This is a genomic window from Paraburkholderia rhizosphaerae (assembly GCF_004366595.1).
Lineage (GTDB): Bacteria > Pseudomonadota > Gammaproteobacteria > Burkholderiales > Burkholderiaceae > Paraburkholderia > Paraburkholderia rhizosphaerae.
The window spans coordinates 167,151-184,152 of sequence record NZ_SORE01000002.1; the positions used below are offsets into that span (position 1 = coordinate 167,151).

The following is a 17,002-nucleotide window of genomic DNA, read 5'->3' on the forward strand; positions in this document are numbered from 1 at the left end:
CGTGTGAAGTGAAAACGTGCACGACACATGCAAGCGGCGTCCGGCAGATGCGCATGCAAGCGCTGTACAAGCTTGCGACGGATGTGCGCTCGCGCGTGACGGCGGCCGTCGAGCAACGGCATAATGGTTATTCAACGTTTCGTTCGGACCGTGTCGAGGATCGCAAGATGACCGGTAAGTGGCATACCGCACATAAGCACGCGTGGGTTTACGTTTCGGTTGCGACGATGCTGAGCGCATGCGCGTTCACGCCGCCGTGGGACAGCACGCCGCCGCCGCCCACCACAATCGGCACGCGCGCGCCGGGCGGCGCCGCGTCGAACGGCGTGCCGGCAGGCTTCTATCGCGTGAACCCGGGGGACACGCTGCAAAGCATCGCGGGGGCGTTCGGCCAGCGCGCACAGGATATCGCAGTCTGGAACGGAATGAGCCCCGGCACCCCCGTTGCGGTCGGGCAGGTGCTGCGCGTCGCGCCCCCGTCGCTCACGCCGGGCGCCACGGCGGTGCCGACCCCCGGTGCGCCGCAGCCGCCTTCGACCGCGGCCGCGCAGTCCGGCGTCCTTGCATGGCCGCTGCGCGGGCCGGTACTGAAGACCTTCGTGCCCGGCAAGACAAATGGCATTGTGATCGGCGGGCGCGTCGGCGAAACCGTGCGGGCGGCGGCTGCGGGCCGCGTAGTCTACGCGGGCACGGGTATTCCGGCCTATGGCCCGCTCGTCATCATCAAGCACAGCGATTCGCTGATCACCGCGTACGGTCAAAACAGCAAGCTGCTGGTCCAGGAAGGGGAGGCGGTCACGCAAGGGCAGCCGATCGGCGAGGTCGGCCAGGACAGCAACGGCGTCGGGTCGATCCAGTTCGAAGTGCGTCAGGACGGTCGTCCGGCCGATCCGCTTGCATGGCTGCCGCGCTAGGCGCGCAGCCGTCGCATCCTTGCCCGAGGTTCGCGTCCGGTTCGTAGCGGCCGGAGTTGATACACTCGCGCATTCAGTCACGATCGCGACGCACGATGTGCGCCGCGTTCCCCGCCCTCGTTACAGGAAATGCTCATGATCGATTTACGCAGCGATACCGTTACCCGGCCGAGCCAGGCCATGCTGGCCGCGATGGCGTCAGCCGAAGTCGGCGACGATGTGTGGGGCGATGACCCGACCGTGCTGCGTTTGCAAGCAACGCTCGCCGAGCGCGCCGGCAAGGAAGCGGGTCTGTTTTTTCCGAGTGGCACGCAAAGCAATCTCGCGGCGCTGATGGCGCATTGCGGACGCGGCGACGAATACATCGTTGGGCAAGCCGCTCACACGTACAAGTATGAAGGCGGCGGTGCAGCCGTGCTCGGTAGTATCCAGCCGCAGCCGATCGAGAACGCGCTCGATGGGTCGCTGCCGATCGACAAGATCGCCGCGGCGATCAAGCCGATCGACGATCACTTCGCGCGTACCCGTTTGCTCGCGCTGGAAAACACGATTGGCGGCAAGGTGCTGCTGGCCGGGTACGTCGCGGAGGCGACACAGTTCGCGCGTGAGCGCGGTCTCGCGACCCATCTCGACGGCGCACGCGTCTGCAATGCGGCGGTCGCGTCGCAACAACCGCTTGCGGCGCTGTGCGCGCCGTTCGACTCGGTGTCGATCTGTTTTTCGAAAGGACTGGGTGCGCCGGTGGGTTCAGTGCTGGTCGGCAGCAAGGCGCTGCTCGAGAATGCGCATCGCTGGCGCAAGGTGCTCGGCGGCGGGATGCGGCAAGCGGGCGTGCTCGCGGCCGCTTGCCTGTATGCGCTCGAGCATAACGTCGAGCGTCTTGCCGAAGATCACGATAACGCCGCGCATCTGGCCGCCGGGCTAGCGCAGATCGACGGACTGAAGGTGCAATCGCAGGCGACCAACATGGTGTTCGTGCAAGTGCCGCAAGCGCATTGCGTGCCGCTCGAAGCGTGGCTGAAAGAGCGCGGCATCCTCACGCAAATGCTCTATGCGTCGCGCTTTGTCACGCACATGGATGTGTCGCGCGCGGACATCGACACGTTTATCGCGGCCGTGAAGGGCTACTTCGCGCACTGATTCAGCGGGTCTGATTCGGGCTGCCTTGACTTGGGCCGCGGCGGTTCAGCGGCTTTAATTCAATGACTTTGATCCAGCGGCTCTGATCCAGCAGCCTTTGAGATTCACTGGTTTCGTCCCAGCGGCTTCTGACCGATCTCCGCGGCCGCGGCCGGCGCCTGAAGCTCACTGGCTTCACGCCGTGCCGCGTGGGGCGACGGCGCAAACAGGCGCAGGCCGCTGACGATACTGGCGGCGCCCGCGAACACAGCGCCGAGTACCAGTGCGAGCGTCGGTCCGTGGTGGCCGGCAATGCCGAAGCTCAATGCGACGAGCGCGGCGCCGGTGGTCTGCCCGAGCAGACGCGCGGTCGCGATGATGCCGCTCGCGCCGCCACTGCGTTCACGCGGCGCGCTTGCCATGATCGCCTTCAGATTGGGCGACTGGAAAAAGCCGAAGCCCGCGCCGCATATCGACATTCTGATCGTGATATCGAGCACTGACGGGTGAGCAGGCAGCAACGCGAGCGAAATCATCCCGACGCACAGCACCGCAAGTCCAATTGCGCCGAGCAGGCCCGGCGCATAGCGATCGGACATCCGGCCCGCGAATGGCGCCGCGAGCGCGACCACCACCGACCATGGCGTCATCAGAAAGCCGGTTTCAACCTGGCTGCGGTGCAGAACGGTTTCGAAATAGAACGGCAGCGACACGAACGCGAGCCCTTGGGCCGCGAACGAACAGACCGCGGTCACCGCCGACAGCGCGAACACGGGCAGCTTGAACAGATCGACCGGCAGCATCGGCGCCGGATGGCCCGCTTCACGCTTGATCATCAGCACGCCGAACACCAGCGCGATGATCGCGGCCACCAGCCAGATCTGCGCGGGAGCGCGCTGCGCGGCTTCCGCGAGCGCGAAGATCAGCGCGGCGAACATGATCACGTTGAGGATCGCCGCGACGCGGTCGAAATGGTGCTTGCCGCGCGGGGTATGCGGTATTGCGGGCAGTGCGAATGAAATCGCGAGAATGCCGAGCGGCACGTTGACCGCGAACAGCCACGGCCAGTTCGCGACCGAAAGAATCAGCGACGCGACGGTCGGGCCCGCGGCAAACGCGGTGCCGACCACCAGGGCATTGAGCCCAAGGCCGCGCCCGAGCCGATGCGGCGGATAAAGACTCTGGATGATCGCCGAATTGACCCCCATGATCGCCGCGCCGCCGACGCCTTGCGCAACGCGCGCAATCGCCAGCAGCGTCAGGCTCGGCGACAGCGCGCAGCCTAGCGAAGCCGCGGTAAACAGTGCAATGCCGCTGATATAGACGCGTCTATGGCCGATGATGTCGCCGAGCGCGGCCAGCGGCAGCAGCGTCGACACCATCGCGAGCTGATAGGCGTTGATGATCCACACCGACGCGGCAGGCTTCGCGTGCAGATCGGCGCCGATGGCGGGAAGGGCGGTGTTCGCAATCGCGGTGTCGAGCGACGCGAGCGCGACGGACAGCATGATCGCCACGAGCGCGAAGCGGTGGCCGGAGGACATCGGTACATCAGCGACGCGGGTGGAATCGGAGGCGGGGCGGTGTTCTGACAAAACCGGGGCTCTGCATGAATGGGCATGGTGCGGCAAACCGGCGCGAAATGGCGGGTTTGGGCGAGATTCGCAATTGTTGCAGACGCCGAAAATTCTTGCTGAATCACGCACAGCGCGCTGACAGATCTGTCATGACAGTGAAAGGTAAGCGAAACCGAATGGGGTGATGCGTAAGGACGCGCACCGACGCGTATCAAGCGCGAGGATGGTCTAGATGTTTGCTAACAAAATGCAACTAACGGTCTGTCCCGCCGTGCGCCCACCCGCACATCGGCAAACGGCCGAAATACGCGAATGTGCGCAAAATCGCCTTCAACTAAGGGAGGCCAGCAGGATAGACAATTTGCGTATGTGCGCCCTGAACGCATCGGCGACTTCGCGATCGTGCCCGGAGCTCAAATGCGGCGCTTCGGCAAGCTCGACCTGCTGCTGGAATTCGTCGGCGACCTTGCGGCGGTCATCGGGCGGCATCGCGCGGATTAGCGACACCATCAGCAGTTCCTGCGCGTGAATGACCCCGAGCATCGCTTGCGCGTTCATGTCGACCTCCGTTAAGCGCTGTCGCCGATATGTCTTCTTTCAATTCCATACTAGTGCAAGCCGGATTACAGGTTGTACCGCATCGGTGCGCGACCGCGGTGGTCAGCGCTCGGCCGCCATTGCTCGCCCGCGACCACAAGGGCCGACCTCGGCGCGGCATGTTCATTGCGTGACAGTGCCGTCGCCGATGACGCGATATCGCAAAATGTCCTAATCTGCTTATTTGTCCACCAGACCGGCTCGCGCCGCCTGCGCGTTACCGCTTGCGTTCAGGCGCGTGCCGCGTCGCTTTACCGGAGGCTTCGATGACAGCGGTGGATCTGGAATTCGACCAGCTCAACAGCACCGTCGATGCGCTGCGGCGCTCGATTTCAAATCGCATGATGTACGGCGTCGGTAAGGATGCCGTCACTGCGCGTCCGCAAGACTGGCTGCACGCCGCCGCGCTCGCGGTGCGCGACCGGCTCGTCGCGCGCTGGATGAAGACCACACGTCTGCAATACGAGCAGGACGTGAAGCGCGTCTATTACCTGTCGATGGAGTTTCTGATCGGCCGCACGTTTACGAACGCGCTGCTCGCGCTCGGCATCTACGATCAGATGAAGGAGGCGCTCGCGGGTCTCGGCGTCGATATGGAAGCGCTGACCGATCTCGAACCGGATGCGGCGCTCGGTAATGGCGGTTTAGGCCGTCTTGCCGCGTGTTTTCTCGATTCGATGGCGACGCTCGGCATCCCTGGGTTTGGCTATGGCATCCGTTACGAATACGGGATGTTCCGGCAGCAGATCGTCGATGGTGAGCAGGTCGAAACACCGGATTACTGGCTACGCGCGGGCAATCCGTGGGAATTTCCGCGGCCTGAAGTGCAATACATCGTGCACTTCGGCGGCCGTACCGTGCAGCGTAACGACCATATCGAATGGATTGAAACGCAGCATGTGAATGCGATGGCGTACGACACGGTCATTCCAGGTTACGCGACGAGCGCGACCAACACGCTGCGCCTGTGGTCCGCGCGTGCAACCGAAGAACTCGATCTGTCCGCGTTCAATCAGGGTGATTACCGGCGCGCGGTGGATGCGAAGAACATGTCGGAGAACGTGTCGCGCCTGCTGTATCCGGATGATTCGACCTCCGCCGGGCGCGAATTGCGGCTGCGCCAGGAATACTTCTTCGTGTCCGCGACGATGCAGGATCTGATCCGCCGTTACCTGCGCACGCACAGCACATTCGGCCGCTTCGCGGAAAAAGTGGCCGTGCATCTGAACGATACGCACCCGGTGCTCGCGATTCCCGAACTGATGCGTCTGCTCGTCGACGTGCATCGTGTGCCGTGGGACAAGGCGTGGCAAGACGTGCAGCAGGTGTTCTCGTACACGAATCACACGCTGATGCCCGAAGCACTCGAAACCTGGGATGTCGAAACGCTTGCACGGCTGCTGCCGCGGCATCTCGAGATCATCTTCGAGATCAACGCGGACTTTCTGAAGCGCGTCAGTGAGCATTCGGGCCATGACGTCGACATGATCCGCCGCATTTCGCTGGTCGACGAGTACGGGCAGCGGCGCGTGCGGATGGCGCATCTGGCGATCGTCGCAAGCCAGAAAGTGAATGGCGTATCGAAGTTGCATTCGCAACTGATGACGCGCGATATCTTCGCCGATTTCGCGCGGATGTTCCCCGAGCGCTTCACCAACGTGACGAACGGCGTGACGCCGCGGCGCTGGCTCGCGCAATCGAGCCCGTCGATGTCGTCGCTGATCGACAAACAGATCGGCACGCATTGGCGCCGCGATCTGTTCGAGCTTGCGAAGCTGCGCGACCTGAAACACGACGCGGCCTTCGTCGACGCGTTCCGCGACGCGAAGCGGCAAAACAAGCTGCGCCTCGCGCAGCGTCTGTCCGCACATACGAAGACCGCGTTTGACCCGAATGCGCTGTTCGATCTGCAGGTCAAGCGCATCCATGAGTACAAGCGGCAGTTGCTGAACGTGCTGCATGTAATCGTCCGCTATAACCGGATTCTCGCGGAGCCGCAGCGCGATTGGGTGCCGCGCGTCGTGATGTTCGCCGGCAAGGCGGCGTCTGCGTACCGGATGGCGAAGACGATCATCAAGCTGATCGGCGACGTCGGCGAGAAGGTGAACAATGACCCGGTGATCGGCGATCGGTTGAAGGTCGTGTTCGTGCCGAACTATGGCGTCAGCGTAGCGGAACTGATCATTCCGGCCGCCGATCTGTCCGAGCAGATTTCGATGGCGGGCACCGAAGCGTCGGGCACCGGCAATATGAAGCTCGCGTTGAACGGCGCGTTGACGATCGGCACGCTCGACGGTGCGAACATCGAGATCTGCGATGCGGTGGGGCGCGAGAATATTTTTATCTTCGGCCACACCGCGGATCAGGTGGATGACCTGCGCGCGACAGGCTATAGACCGCGTCAGTTGTACGAAGAGGACCCCGAACTGCGTCTCGCGCTCGACCAGATTCGCACCGGCTTTTTCTCGCCGGACGATCCGCTGCGCTTCTCGGACATCTTCCACACGCTGGTCGATTGGGGCGATCACTATATGGTGCTGGCCGATTTTGCTGCGTTCGCGAAAGCGCAGGATGAGGTCGACCGGCGTTTTGTGGACCCCGCCGGTTGGGCCGCGAGTGCCATTGAAAACGTCGCCGGCATGGGGCAGTTTTCATCGGATCGCACCATCGCCGAGTACGCGCGCGAGATCTGGCAAGTGAAGCCGGTCGAACTGGAGTAATACGGCGCGAGTTGCATCGTGGCGGCGCGATCGTACGTACCGCCACGCTTTAACCATCGATCGTTTCGACGTCGCGCGCGGCCCGTACACCGAGTTGCGCGTGGGTGAAATCGAACAGCAAATCGATGTTCTGTAGCGCCATCAGGCCGATCACGATCCGGTTCCCGCCGGTAGCGGCCTTTGCAATCGTCACCTGAGCGCCGTCGAAACGATGGCTCCATGCGCCGACGGCGAGCGCGACGTTGTAGTTGGCCTGCTTGAGCACCTTGTTTTCGACATCGTCGTCAAGCCAGCTTGGAGCCTTGTCGGTCTCGATACGGATCATGCCTGCGCCACCCGTCGCGAACACAACGGGTGCCCAAAAACGCATCTTGTCGGCAACTTGCACGCATCCCATCGGCCACTGCAGCGCACCGTCCTGGGCGACGCGTAACGGCAGCTGCGTGAAGCCGGTCGCGACCGCATTCGACGGACTCAGCACGAGATACGGCCGCGTTAAATCCGGATGCACCAGATAGCGCTGACCAATACGCGCGGGCAATGCGCGCAGCGGCGGCGTGCAGCATGTGTCGTCCGGCGCATCCGCGGCGGCGCCGAGAATGCCGGAAAACGCCCAGCCCAACTCGCCGGTGTAGCCATCCATCGCGACGCACCGTTTCGCGCCGGGCAGACAACGCACATCGTCGACCGATTGCGCGGCGATATCGACAGGCTTCGTACCGGCCATGCTGAACGGCACGGTCACCACGGGCCCGGATGCCTGCGCGCCGGTCGGAAACGTGAGCGACGTACGAACACCCGCAGCCGGATAGGCGGTGCGCGGCAGCACCGACGACAGCACGCGTAAGCCGCGCGTGCCGGTGTCGAACATCAGATAAACCGGTTTGCCGTCGATTTGCGCGGGAAGCCCAACGCGTGCGTGGCCGAGGTCGCTGCGCTCAACATGCAGCGGAACCAGCAGACCGTCGCGGCCGCCGTTGATCAGACCCGCGGTGGACGCCGGCGGCGTCGGCGTGGTGATCGACGTGCCGCAGCCGGAGAACATCAGCGCCGACAGCAAGGCGACGATTCGTGCGCTCGCGCGCGGCGCCGCGCGACGCGGCGAAGAGTAGGCAGCCATGGGACACACCTTGCGGTTAAGCGTGTCCCCGTGACGAGCGCCTCGACGCGGGCGCGCTGCGCGCGCGGCGGTTGCGTCGTCCGCATCAGGGAACACGGGATGACAAAACCGCAAACTCTACGCGCGCGTCTTCGCGCATTTGCAAAAATCTGTGCCTGCTACGCATCCTGGCGGCGTTTGATGGCCGTCGATCTGACGCGGCCGATGGTGGCGCGCTCCAACGCGCCGGTGAGTGCGCCGATCACTTCATCGATGGTGCGCGACATCACTTCCACGCGGAACGTGATGCGCTCATGGCGCTTGTCGATGGTCATCACGTAAAGGCGCAAATCGTTGCCGAGCGCAGTGTGCAGCGCGCGCCGTCCCGCGGAAGAGGAGGTGCCGGACAACGTGATATCGATCGTGACGAAAGAGTCGGCCGGTTGAGGAGCGACGGCCGGCGCGCGGAACATGCGCGACGCGGGCCGTTCAAGGGTGGAGACAGGTTCGTGCATCTTCGAAGTGCCGACGCGAGCGGGGACGGCACGGCTGTTGAGACCTGTCCACTGTAGCCGCGCGGGTCTTAAACGAGTGCAAAAGCGCACCGCCGGGAGGTTAATTTTTTGTTAACGACGTTTACGCGAAATATGCGCCGAATGCGCGCGGTCGCCCCGCCGCGCTTAGGTGGTCGACTTGGCCGCAAGCGCGTCGCGAACGGTTTGCGCGACGCGTTCGACGAACTCGAGATCGACGCTCGACAGCGCTTCGTGCTGGCTGTCGCCTGACTCGACGATCAACCGGTGCGTGACGTCCTGGCTCGCCCAGGTAATCCAGCCGACCACGACCAGCATAGCGCCGCACACGATGCCGGCCGGCGACCCGAACAGCCCACCGACGATCGCGCACACCACGCCGACCACCGAAATGGCGACGGGTAGCCAGCGGTTCTTGCGGACCGTCATGACCCGCACGCCGCCGATTTCCCGCAGCGGAAAGACCTGACCGGCTGCGGACAATGCATTGCGCGTGACCGATACGCCGCGCTCATTGAAAGGGATGTCCATTGAGTGGAAGAAAGAGAGAAGCATGGGCCGGGCGCGCTGACGGCAGGATGGCGTTCGCGGTGCTGTGCATGTTGGCTGGTCCCGCCGGACACTTTCGTTAGATCCCTTATTGCGGATTTTATGCCTAAATCGTCACGCAGTAAGCAAGGGGGCAATGCATCGTGCCGCATGCGGGTTGATTTGCCTCAGCCTTCCGTTTCGCGTCCGACCGCGCCCGATCGCGCCCGCTCCGGATCGGAACGAACGACGCATGGTGGTGGATCAAACGGCTGTGCGATCAGTGAAGGTGATAGCATCCAGTCGATATCGGGCACGTCCAGACCGTGTGAGAGGAGCGTCAAGCGTGGGAGCGAAGCAAGCGATCTTCGAACGACTCGCGGGGCTAGCACAGGCATTCGGTCATCCGGGCCGGCTCGAATTGCTGGAGTACCTTGCGCAGCGGCAGCGGTCTGTCGAGGAACTGACCGCGCTGTCCGGTATGAGCTTCGCGAACACATCGCGCCATCTGCAGGTGCTGCGGCGCGCACGGCTGGTGGATGCCGAAAGACGCGGCAAGAACATCGTTTATCGTCTTGCCGGCCACAACGAAATTGTCGGCTTGATGAATTCGCTGGGCCGGATCGGCGAGCGCAACGATGCGGAAGTCAGGCAAACGCTGAACGACTACTTTTACTCTCGCGATTCGCTCGAAGCGGTATCGCGCGACGAACTGGCGCGGCGTCTTGCCGATGGCCTCGTTACTGTGCTGGATGTGCGGCCGCACGAGGAGTTTGCGCACGGTCATTTGCCCGGCGCGTGCAATATCCCGCTGGCCGAACTCGAGCGGCGCCTTGCCGAATTGCCGATCGACACGGCAATCGTCGCGTATTGTCGTGGCCCGTACTGCGTGCTTTCTTTTGAGGCGGTTGCCGCGTTGCGCGCAAAAGGATTCAACGCGCTGCGTCTCGAAGATGGCTTTCCTGAATGGAAGGCGGCGGGGTTTGCGATTGAAACCGGGGTTGCCGCCTGGCGTTTCACCGCGCTCGCCGCCGCGCGCAGACCTACCCGCAAATAAAAAAGACGCCTCGAAGGGCGTCTTTGCGTGCTGCCAGCAACGCTGGCCGTGCGCATTGCGCGCAAGGCCAGTTGCCAAAACGATTTAGAACTTGTGACGCAGGCCGACGCGGAAGGCCAGCTGGTTCTGCGCGTTGTTGCCCGAGTTGCCGAAGAACGAGTTGCTGTCGCCGATCGACGCTTGCAGGTTGCCGTTGCCGGCGCGGCCGCTCGCGTCCTGGAACGCCGTCAGGAAGTAGACGTCGGTACGCTTGCTGAGCGCGTAGTCGACTGCGCCGTTGATCTGGTTCCAGTGGCCGTTCGCATTCGCGCCGGTGATGCGCGAGTACGTGTAGGCCAGTTGCAGCGACAGGGCTTGCGTCAGTGCGTACTTTCCACCGACGTCAACCGCGGTGTATGCCGACGAAGCCAGGCTGACCGGCGAGAACAGCGTGTTCGTGTACAACGCCCAGACCGAAGCCGGACCGAACGTATAGCGGCCGCCGACACCGAACGTGCGCAGATCGCGCAGCACACCCGGGCCGAACGCCGTACCCGGATTGAAGTTCGCGAGGTTGGTCGAGAACGCCGGCACCGATTGCGACGGGAACTTGATGTCCGTGTAGGCAGCACCGAGGCCGAACGGGCCGTAAGCGTAGTTCGCGCCGAAGCTGTACGTACGAGACGAACCGGCGGTCGGCGTAGCAGCCGTACCGGTCGGCGGCGCGCCAGCGAACGAGCCAGCCTGGTTCGAGAAGCCGTACAACGCGCCGAAGGTCACGCCGTAGAAGTTTGCGCTGCTGAACTTCACGGAGTTGTTGATACGGCTCGACGTCAGTTGGTCGACGTCGTTGAAGTGGTACGCGTAGTTGCCGACGACCGTGTTGCCGCCGTTCGAGTACGCGCCGCCGAGCACATCGGTCGACAGCGAGTATTGACGACCAAACGTGACCGAACCGATGCCATCCTTGGCCAGACCCACGAATGCCTGACGGCCGAACAGCGTGTTGCCCTGGCCAGAAACACCCGTGCCGCTATTGAAACCGCCTTCCAGGGTGAAGATCGCCTTCAGACCACCACCGAGGTCTTCCGAGCCACGCAAACCGAAACGGCTGCCCTGAGCAACGCCGTCGTCATACTTGAAAAGCTTCTGCGAGTTGGTACCGCTGTGATTCACGTAGCTGATACCTGCATCGATAATCCCGTACAGCGTGACGCTGCTTTGCGCGTGGGCGGCACTGGCAAAAGTTGCGAGGAGCGCCGTGGTGAGTACTTTCTTGTTCAAATGCATTCTCCGATTTTTAAAGGGATGCGAGCGACAGTTGCCATGCTCTTTACGGCAGGTCTTTCGTCGCCCGCAAATTTAGCGGGAACGTATGCAAATGAATATGACAATTGCGTAATTTGACGGCAATGTAGTGCAAAAGCTACATTTCTTAGACTACAGAGCAGCAAATTTTGCTTCATTTTTATAGTTACGCCTGCAGATTGCTTATAGGTGTATGTGATGTGAAAGAAATGTGACGAAAGTCCGGAAGTGACCCCTGAAAGCAAAATCGCCCGCTTGAAGCGGGCGATTTCCTTGGTCTTCGTGCTCTCGGCGCAGCGCGCCGCCAGCGGCGACTCAATGCTCAATTGGACAGCAGCGGCCCTGAGCGGAACGCCTTCGCGCCGGCCACGCGTGCCACTTCCATGCCGGCGGTCGCAAAGCGGGACACGTGCCGTGCGTACAGCACGCCCGACACCGAACACTTCAACGTGACGACGCGATCGGTCAACGGATCGACGATATCGGCAATCGCCGTGCCCGCATTCACCCACTTGCCGACTTCCGCACGAAATACCACGACGCCGCTCGCCGGCGCCATGATGGGCTCAGTGCCCGCGAGTGGGGTTGCCGCGAATTCGAGCGGCGGCATCGGCGCAGCCGTGCCGTCGATCACGCCGCGCTGGGTCAGGTATTCGACGATCCCTTGCGCATCCTTCTCCGCCACCTCGTAGGTCACGTCGCGCTGGCCGCGCAGTTCGACGGTGACCGAGATCGTGCCGTTCGGAATCGGAAAGCGGTCGCCGAAGCGCCCGCGCAGATCGGACCAGCAGAAGCTATGAATTTCGTCGAACGGATTGCCGACCGAGTCGAGCGCGAGCAGCGATGCCTTCGCGTCCAGGTAGCGCGACAGCGGCTCGACATCGGGCCACAGGTCCGGGTTCGTGTATAGATGTAGTGCAGCTTCCCAATCGCAATGCAGATCGAGCACGATGTCCGCGTCGTACGACATCAGTTGCAACGCGAGCCGATGTGATTCGAGTTCGGTGGACGGCTGCTGCGCTTCGAGCGCCTCGCGCATCGCCGCACGGATCGCCATGCGGTTGCGTTCGATGTCGTCGGTGAGCCGCTTTTCGATAACCGGTTCGACCAGCGCGGCGAGGTTATAAAAATTGCGGTTGAAGTTCTGCGCGGTATTCGTCTCGAAGCGGCCCGCCATCCGTCCAAGCACGTGCTGGTTCAGCCCGATCGGATTCGCGACCGGCACCACGATGATTTCGCCGCGCAGCTTGCCGGCTGCTTCGAGCGCTTCGAGCTTGCGCCGCAACGCCCAGCAGACCAGCATGCCAGGCAGTTCGTCGGCATGCAGCGACGACTGGATATAGACCTTCTGTCCGCCGCCGGGGCCATAGTGGAAGCTCGTCAGACTGCGGGCGGTACCAAGCGACGGAGAGATCAGCGGATGAGTTTGGGTATGCATGGTTCGGGGGGGCGGCAAACGTGCAAGCCGCGCTATGGGTTGATTGCAGAGCAAGAACGGTGGCGCGCGCAATGAAACGCGCGAAGGGCAGGCCGGTTCCGACTGCACGATCTTATCCGATCCGCCGCGCCAAACAAAAACGGGCCCCGCAAGGAGCCCGTTTCTGGAACACCAGCCGGCGCGGGCCGGCCGCGCCATCGGTGTCGATCAGCCGCCGTACACGTCGAAGTCGAAGTACTTCTTCTCGAGCTTCTTGTAGGTGCCGTCCTTGATGATGTCGGCGATCGCCTTGTCGACCTTCACCTTCAGATCGGCGTCGTCCTTGCGCATGCCGATGCCGGCGCCTTCACCGAGAATCTTCTTGTCTTCGAGATCCTTGCCGACGAACTGGAAGCCCGCGCCGCGCGGGGTCTTCAGGAAGCCGATGTCCGCTTGCACGGCATCTTGCAGCGCTGCGTCGAGGCGGCCGGAGATCAGATCGGCGTAGACCTGGTCCTGGTTCTGGTATGCGACGACCTTCGCGCCCTTCGGCTCCCAGTAGGTCTTCGCGTACGTTTCCTGGATCGTGCCCTGTTCGACGCCGACCGATTTGCCAGCGAGCGATTCGGCCGTCGGCAGAATATTCGAACCTTTCTTCGCGACCAGACGCGTCGGCGTATTGAACAGCTTCGACGAGAAGGCGATCTGCTCAGCACGTTGCGGCGTCATCGACATCGACGACAGCACGCCGTCGAACTTCTTCGCCTTCAGCGCGGGGATCATGCCGTCAAAGTCGTTCTCGACCCACACGCACTTCGCGTTCAGGCGCTTGCAGATTTCGTTGCCGAGGTCGATGTCGAAACCAACCAGTTTGCCGTCGGAGCCTTTCGATTCGAACGGAGGATAGCTGGCGTCGACGCCGAAGCGGATGGTCGTCCAGTCTTTGGCGTGTGCGCCGATCGAAACGGTGGCAAGCAGGGCAACCGTCAAGGCCGCGAGCAGTTTTTTCACTGAAATACTCCCGAGTGGTTCTAAATAGTCGCGTACGCGGATTGTGCTTTGCGACATCACCCGCCGCGGATGGCGGCTGGGTTGAGTGGTTTTGGCCGCTGGCAGGCCGCCAGCGACGCGCGCCAAGCTTACCAGTCCAAAAATATTAGGGACCTGGTAAAAGCCCCGATGGCGGGGCAAATCGAGCATTGACGCGCGTTTGCGGGGAAGTGGGGGTGAAAGGAAATCGACAGTTATGCGGTAACGCGCGGGCTTGTTTGAAAGCGCTGCGGCGGCTAGAACCCGCATTCGCGCATTCGTTGCACTGCCGCAAGATCAGTCGATGCGGCAGCGCTTTCGAGGCAGTGCCTTGAAGCAGTCCTGATGCGCGGACACCTGAACCTGTGAGAAGCGTTGCGCGCGACCGCTGCGCTCAGACCACTCGCACGCCGGCGCGCCACGTCGCGCGCGGCACCGGCAGCGCGTCCATCATCGTCACGCGAACGAAATCGGCGCGCAGGCCCGGGGCGATCACGCCGCGGTCGTGCAGGCCGGCCGTACGCGCGGGCTCCGCCGACACCGTCGCCATTGCGCGCGGCAGCGTCCAGCCAGCCTTGTCGACGAGTTCGAACGCGGCGGTGAGCAGGCTCGACGGCACATAGTCGGACGACAGGATGTCGAGCAGGTCCGCTTTCGCCAGCTCCAGCGCCGACACATTGCCCGAGTGCGAGCCGCCGCGCACGACGTTCGGCGCGCCCATGATCGTCGCGATGCCGTGCCGGTGCGCGGCTTCGGCGGCGACGCGGGTGGTCGGGAATTCGGCCAGTACGACGCCTTCGGCGGCCGCCTGTTCGACGTGCTCGATGACCGTATCGTCGTGGCTTGCGACCGGCACCTGCAGTTTCTGGCAACGCTCGATGATCGCGCGACGGTTGGCGTCCGAATAGCGCTGCTGTTCCTCGGCGAGTTCCATCAGCGTGCGCTCGGCCTCCTCGTCGGTCAGCTTGCCGTGGCGTTCCTGGAAACGGCGCCACGCGACGCGGTCGTGCCACTGCCGCTGCCCGGGCGTGTGATCCATCACCGACGCGAGCCGCAGCATCGGATGCGAGCACAGTTCGTCGAACACCTCGACCACATCGCCGGTCGCGATTTCGCAGCGCAAATGCAGGAAGTGATCGGCGCGCAGCAGCTTGCGCTCGGTGAAGCGCTGCAACGCTTGCGCGCAGCGCGTCTGAATGCCGCGCTCGCGCGGCCCGTTGTGTGCGCGCGAGCCGATCGCGAGCGCGTCGAACACGGTCGTGATGCCGGCGGCGGCCACCTGCGCGTCGTGAATCACGAACGCGGCGTCGGTGTTCCAGAACACGCCGGGACGCGGCGCGAGATGCTTCTCGAGATTGTCGGTGTGCAGCTCGATCAGGCCGGGCAGCAGGTAATCGCCTTCCCAGTCCTCCGATTCGCGCGCGGACGTCGTGCCGCGCGAGATGTCGCGGATCACGTCGTTTTCGATCCATACGACGCCGGTGAATTCTTCATCCCGCGTAACGACGCGGGCATTCCTGATCAACATCGAAGACTCCGTTTTTGGCATTGGATGTCAGTGTATGACCGCTGTGTGACGCAGCGGTGGCCTCAGTTCAAGTCGGCGCGTCGCGACCTTCGCGCGCGTGTCTTCGTCGTGAAAAATGCCGACGATCGCCGCGCCGCGCTCGCGCGCTTCGATGACCAGATCGGCGACCACGTCGCGGTTTTCCGCGTCGAGCGACGCGGTCGGCTCATCGAGCAGCAGCACCGGATGTTCGGCGATCAGTCCGCGCGCGATATTCACACGCTGCTGTTCGCCGCCGGAAAACGTCGCCGGCGCGAGCGACCACAGCCGTTCTGGCACGTTTAACCGCGCGAGCAGCGCCGCTGCGCGTTCGCGCGCGGCGGACTCCGCGACGCCGCGCGACAGCAACGGCTCGGCGACCAGCGTCAGCGTCGGCACGCGCGGAATCACGCGCAGGAACTGGCTCACATAGCCGACCACACTGCGTCGCAGATGCAGCACTTCGTGTGCCTGTGCGCCGGTAATCGCGATGTGCTGCACGTCGCTGTGCGGATCGCGCAGCGCGATCGTGCCGGCGCTGGCCAGATAGTTGCCGTACAGACAGCGCAGCAACGTGCTCTTGCCCGCACCCGACGGGCCGACCAGCACGACGCACTCGCCGCGCTGCACATCGAGCGACACGCCGTCGAGCGCGTCGATCTGCACGCCGCCCTGGCCGTGCAGCGTGAAGGTCTTCGCGACGCCGACCGCGCGCAGCATCAGTGCCGGGTTGTCGACGAAGGTGCGCCCGATCGCGCGCGCGGCATTGGATTCGGTAAATGACATCGAAGACCTCAAACCGGCAGAACCGAGGAAACCAGCGTTTGCGTGTACGGATGCTGCGGATCGTCGAGCACCTGATCGGTCAGGCCCGATTCGACGACTTCGCCGCCTTGCATCACCATCAGCCGGTGCGCGAGCAGACGTGCGACGCCGATATCGTGCGTGACGATCAGCACCGACAGATGCAGCGTCGCCGTCAGCGTGCGCAGCAAATCGAGCAGACGCGCCTGCACGGATACGTCGAGGCCGGCGGTTGGTTCGTCCATGAACACCAGACGCGGGCCCGTGACCAGATTGCGCGCGATCTGCAGACGCTGCTGCATGCCACCCGAAAACGCGGATGGATATTCGTCGATACGCGTCGGGTCGAGCTCGACGCGCTCCATCCATTGCGTTGCCAGCGCGCGGATTTGCCCGTAGTGGCGCGCGCCGACCGCCATCAGCGGCTCGCCGATATTCGCGCCCGCGGATACGCCGATGCGCAGCCCATCGCGCGGATTTTGCTGAACAAAGCCCCACTCGGTGCGCATCAGCAGCCGCCGGCGCGGTTCGGATAGTGCGCGCAGATCGACCGTCGCGCCGTGCGCGGCCGCGTACTGCAGCGTGCCGCTATCGGCCTCGGTGCGCAACGCGAGGGTATTGAGCAGCGTCGTTTTGCCAGAGCCGGATTCACCGACGATGCACAGCACTTCGCCAGGATACAGATCGAAACTTACTTTTCTGCAACCGTTGCGGCCGCCGTACTGTCTGGTAAGCGCGCGCGCGCTGAGCAATGGCGCCGGTGCCATGCCTGGTG

The 17,002-nt window shown here is 63.4% G+C and carries 16 protein-coding genes; 4 read left to right on the forward strand and 12 right to left on the reverse strand.

Annotation, left to right across the window (positions count from 1 at the left end; genetic code table 11):
* The first annotated feature begins 167 nt into the window (after positions 1 to 167).
* Positions 168 to 914, forward strand: a complete 747-nt coding sequence (locus BX592_RS02875) for a peptidoglycan DD-metalloendopeptidase family protein (RefSeq protein WP_134190364.1) — start codon at positions 168 to 170, stop codon at positions 912 to 914.
* Positions 915 to 1,049: 135 nt separating this feature from the next.
* The gene (gene ltaE / locus BX592_RS02880; RefSeq protein ID WP_134190143.1) at positions 1,050 to 2,054 is read left to right on the forward strand and encodes a low-specificity L-threonine aldolase; all 1,005 of its coding nucleotides are present in this window, start codon (positions 1,050 to 1,052) and stop codon (positions 2,052 to 2,054) included.
* 104 nt (positions 2,055 to 2,158) lie between these two features.
* Here the strand turns inward: ltaE and BX592_RS02885 are convergent, their stop codons facing one another.
* Both BX592_RS02885 and BX592_RS02890 read right to left on the reverse strand, forming a co-directional pair.
* Entirely contained in the window at positions 2,159 to 3,577 is a 1,419-nt protein-coding gene (locus BX592_RS02885; RefSeq protein ID WP_134190144.1) for an MFS transporter, read from the reverse strand.
* Positions 3,578 to 3,940: 363 nt separating this feature from the next.
* On the reverse strand, positions 3,941 to 4,168 hold the full coding sequence (locus tag BX592_RS02890) for a hypothetical protein (RefSeq protein WP_134190145.1): 228 nt from the start codon (positions 4,166 to 4,168) through the stop codon (positions 3,941 to 3,943).
* A 305-nt stretch (positions 4,169 to 4,473) separates the two neighbouring features.
* Between BX592_RS02890 and BX592_RS02895 the strand changes: the two genes are divergently transcribed.
* A complete protein-coding gene (locus BX592_RS02895) occupies positions 4,474 to 6,927 on the forward strand; it encodes a glycogen/starch/alpha-glucan phosphorylase (protein WP_134190146.1) in 2,454 nt (817 codons plus the stop codon).
* A gap of 49 nt (positions 6,928 to 6,976) precedes the next feature.
* Here the strand turns inward: BX592_RS02895 and BX592_RS02900 are convergent, their stop codons facing one another.
* The 3 genes from BX592_RS02900 to BX592_RS02910 form a co-directional block, all read right to left on the reverse strand.
* Positions 6,977 to 8,047 carry a hypothetical protein gene (locus BX592_RS02900; protein ID WP_134190147.1) on the reverse strand — a complete coding sequence of 357 codons (1,071 nt, stop codon included), beginning with the start codon at positions 8,045 to 8,047 and terminating at the stop codon, positions 6,977 to 6,979.
* 158 nt (positions 8,048 to 8,205) lie between these two features.
* Entirely contained in the window at positions 8,206 to 8,541 is a 336-nt protein-coding gene (locus BX592_RS02905; protein WP_134190148.1) for a hypothetical protein, read from the reverse strand.
* A gap of 165 nt (positions 8,542 to 8,706) precedes the next feature.
* The gene (locus tag BX592_RS02910) at positions 8,707 to 9,090 is read right to left on the reverse strand and encodes a DUF6232 family protein (RefSeq protein WP_134190365.1); all 384 of its coding nucleotides are present in this window, start codon (positions 9,088 to 9,090) and stop codon (positions 8,707 to 8,709) included.
* 343 nt (positions 9,091 to 9,433) lie between these two features.
* Here BX592_RS02910 and BX592_RS02915 point away from each other — a divergent pair, with 343 nt between their 5' ends.
* Positions 9,434 to 10,144 (forward strand): ArsR/SmtB family transcription factor, encoded by a 711-nt coding sequence (locus BX592_RS02915; protein WP_243849268.1) that lies wholly within the window; start codon positions 9,434 to 9,436, stop codon positions 10,142 to 10,144.
* An 84-nt stretch (positions 10,145 to 10,228) separates the two neighbouring features.
* Here the strand turns inward: BX592_RS02915 and BX592_RS02920 are convergent, their stop codons facing one another.
* The 7 genes from BX592_RS02920 to phnK all read right to left on the reverse strand — a co-directional run bounded on the left by BX592_RS02920 (position 10,229) and on the right by phnK (position 16,994).
* Positions 10,229 to 11,407 (reverse strand): porin, encoded by a 1,179-nt coding sequence (locus BX592_RS02920; RefSeq protein ID WP_134190150.1) that lies wholly within the window; start codon positions 11,405 to 11,407, stop codon positions 10,229 to 10,231.
* Positions 11,404 to 11,757, reverse strand: a complete 354-nt coding sequence (locus BX592_RS02925) for a hypothetical protein (RefSeq protein WP_134190151.1) — start codon at positions 11,755 to 11,757, stop codon at positions 11,404 to 11,406. The genes BX592_RS02920 and BX592_RS02925 overlap by 4 nt, the downstream gene beginning before the upstream one ends.
* Positions 11,754 to 12,869: a succinylglutamate desuccinylase/aspartoacylase family protein gene (locus BX592_RS02930; RefSeq protein WP_134190152.1), complete on the reverse strand. Its 1,116-nt coding sequence runs from the start codon at positions 12,867 to 12,869 to the stop codon at positions 11,754 to 11,756. Before BX592_RS02930 ends, BX592_RS02925 begins: the two co-directional genes overlap by 4 nt.
* Positions 12,870 to 13,076: 207 nt before the next feature.
* Positions 13,077 to 13,859 (reverse strand): ABC transporter substrate-binding protein, encoded by a 783-nt coding sequence (locus tag BX592_RS02935; protein ID WP_134190153.1) that lies wholly within the window; start codon positions 13,857 to 13,859, stop codon positions 13,077 to 13,079.
* A 412-nt stretch (positions 13,860 to 14,271) separates the two neighbouring features.
* The gene (locus tag BX592_RS02940; RefSeq protein ID WP_279589166.1) at positions 14,272 to 15,426 is read right to left on the reverse strand and encodes an alpha-D-ribose 1-methylphosphonate 5-triphosphate diphosphatase; all 1,155 of its coding nucleotides are present in this window, start codon (positions 15,424 to 15,426) and stop codon (positions 14,272 to 14,274) included.
* Between the two features lie 6 nt (positions 15,427 to 15,432).
* Positions 15,433 to 16,209 (reverse strand): phosphonate C-P lyase system protein PhnL, encoded by a 777-nt coding sequence (phnL, locus tag BX592_RS02945; RefSeq protein ID WP_134190155.1) that lies wholly within the window; start codon positions 16,207 to 16,209, stop codon positions 15,433 to 15,435.
* Between the two features lie 8 nt (positions 16,210 to 16,217).
* The gene (gene phnK / locus BX592_RS02950; RefSeq protein ID WP_134190366.1) at positions 16,218 to 16,994 is read right to left on the reverse strand and encodes a phosphonate C-P lyase system protein PhnK; all 777 of its coding nucleotides are present in this window, start codon (positions 16,992 to 16,994) and stop codon (positions 16,218 to 16,220) included.
* Positions 16,995 to 17,002: the final 8 nt, after the last annotated feature.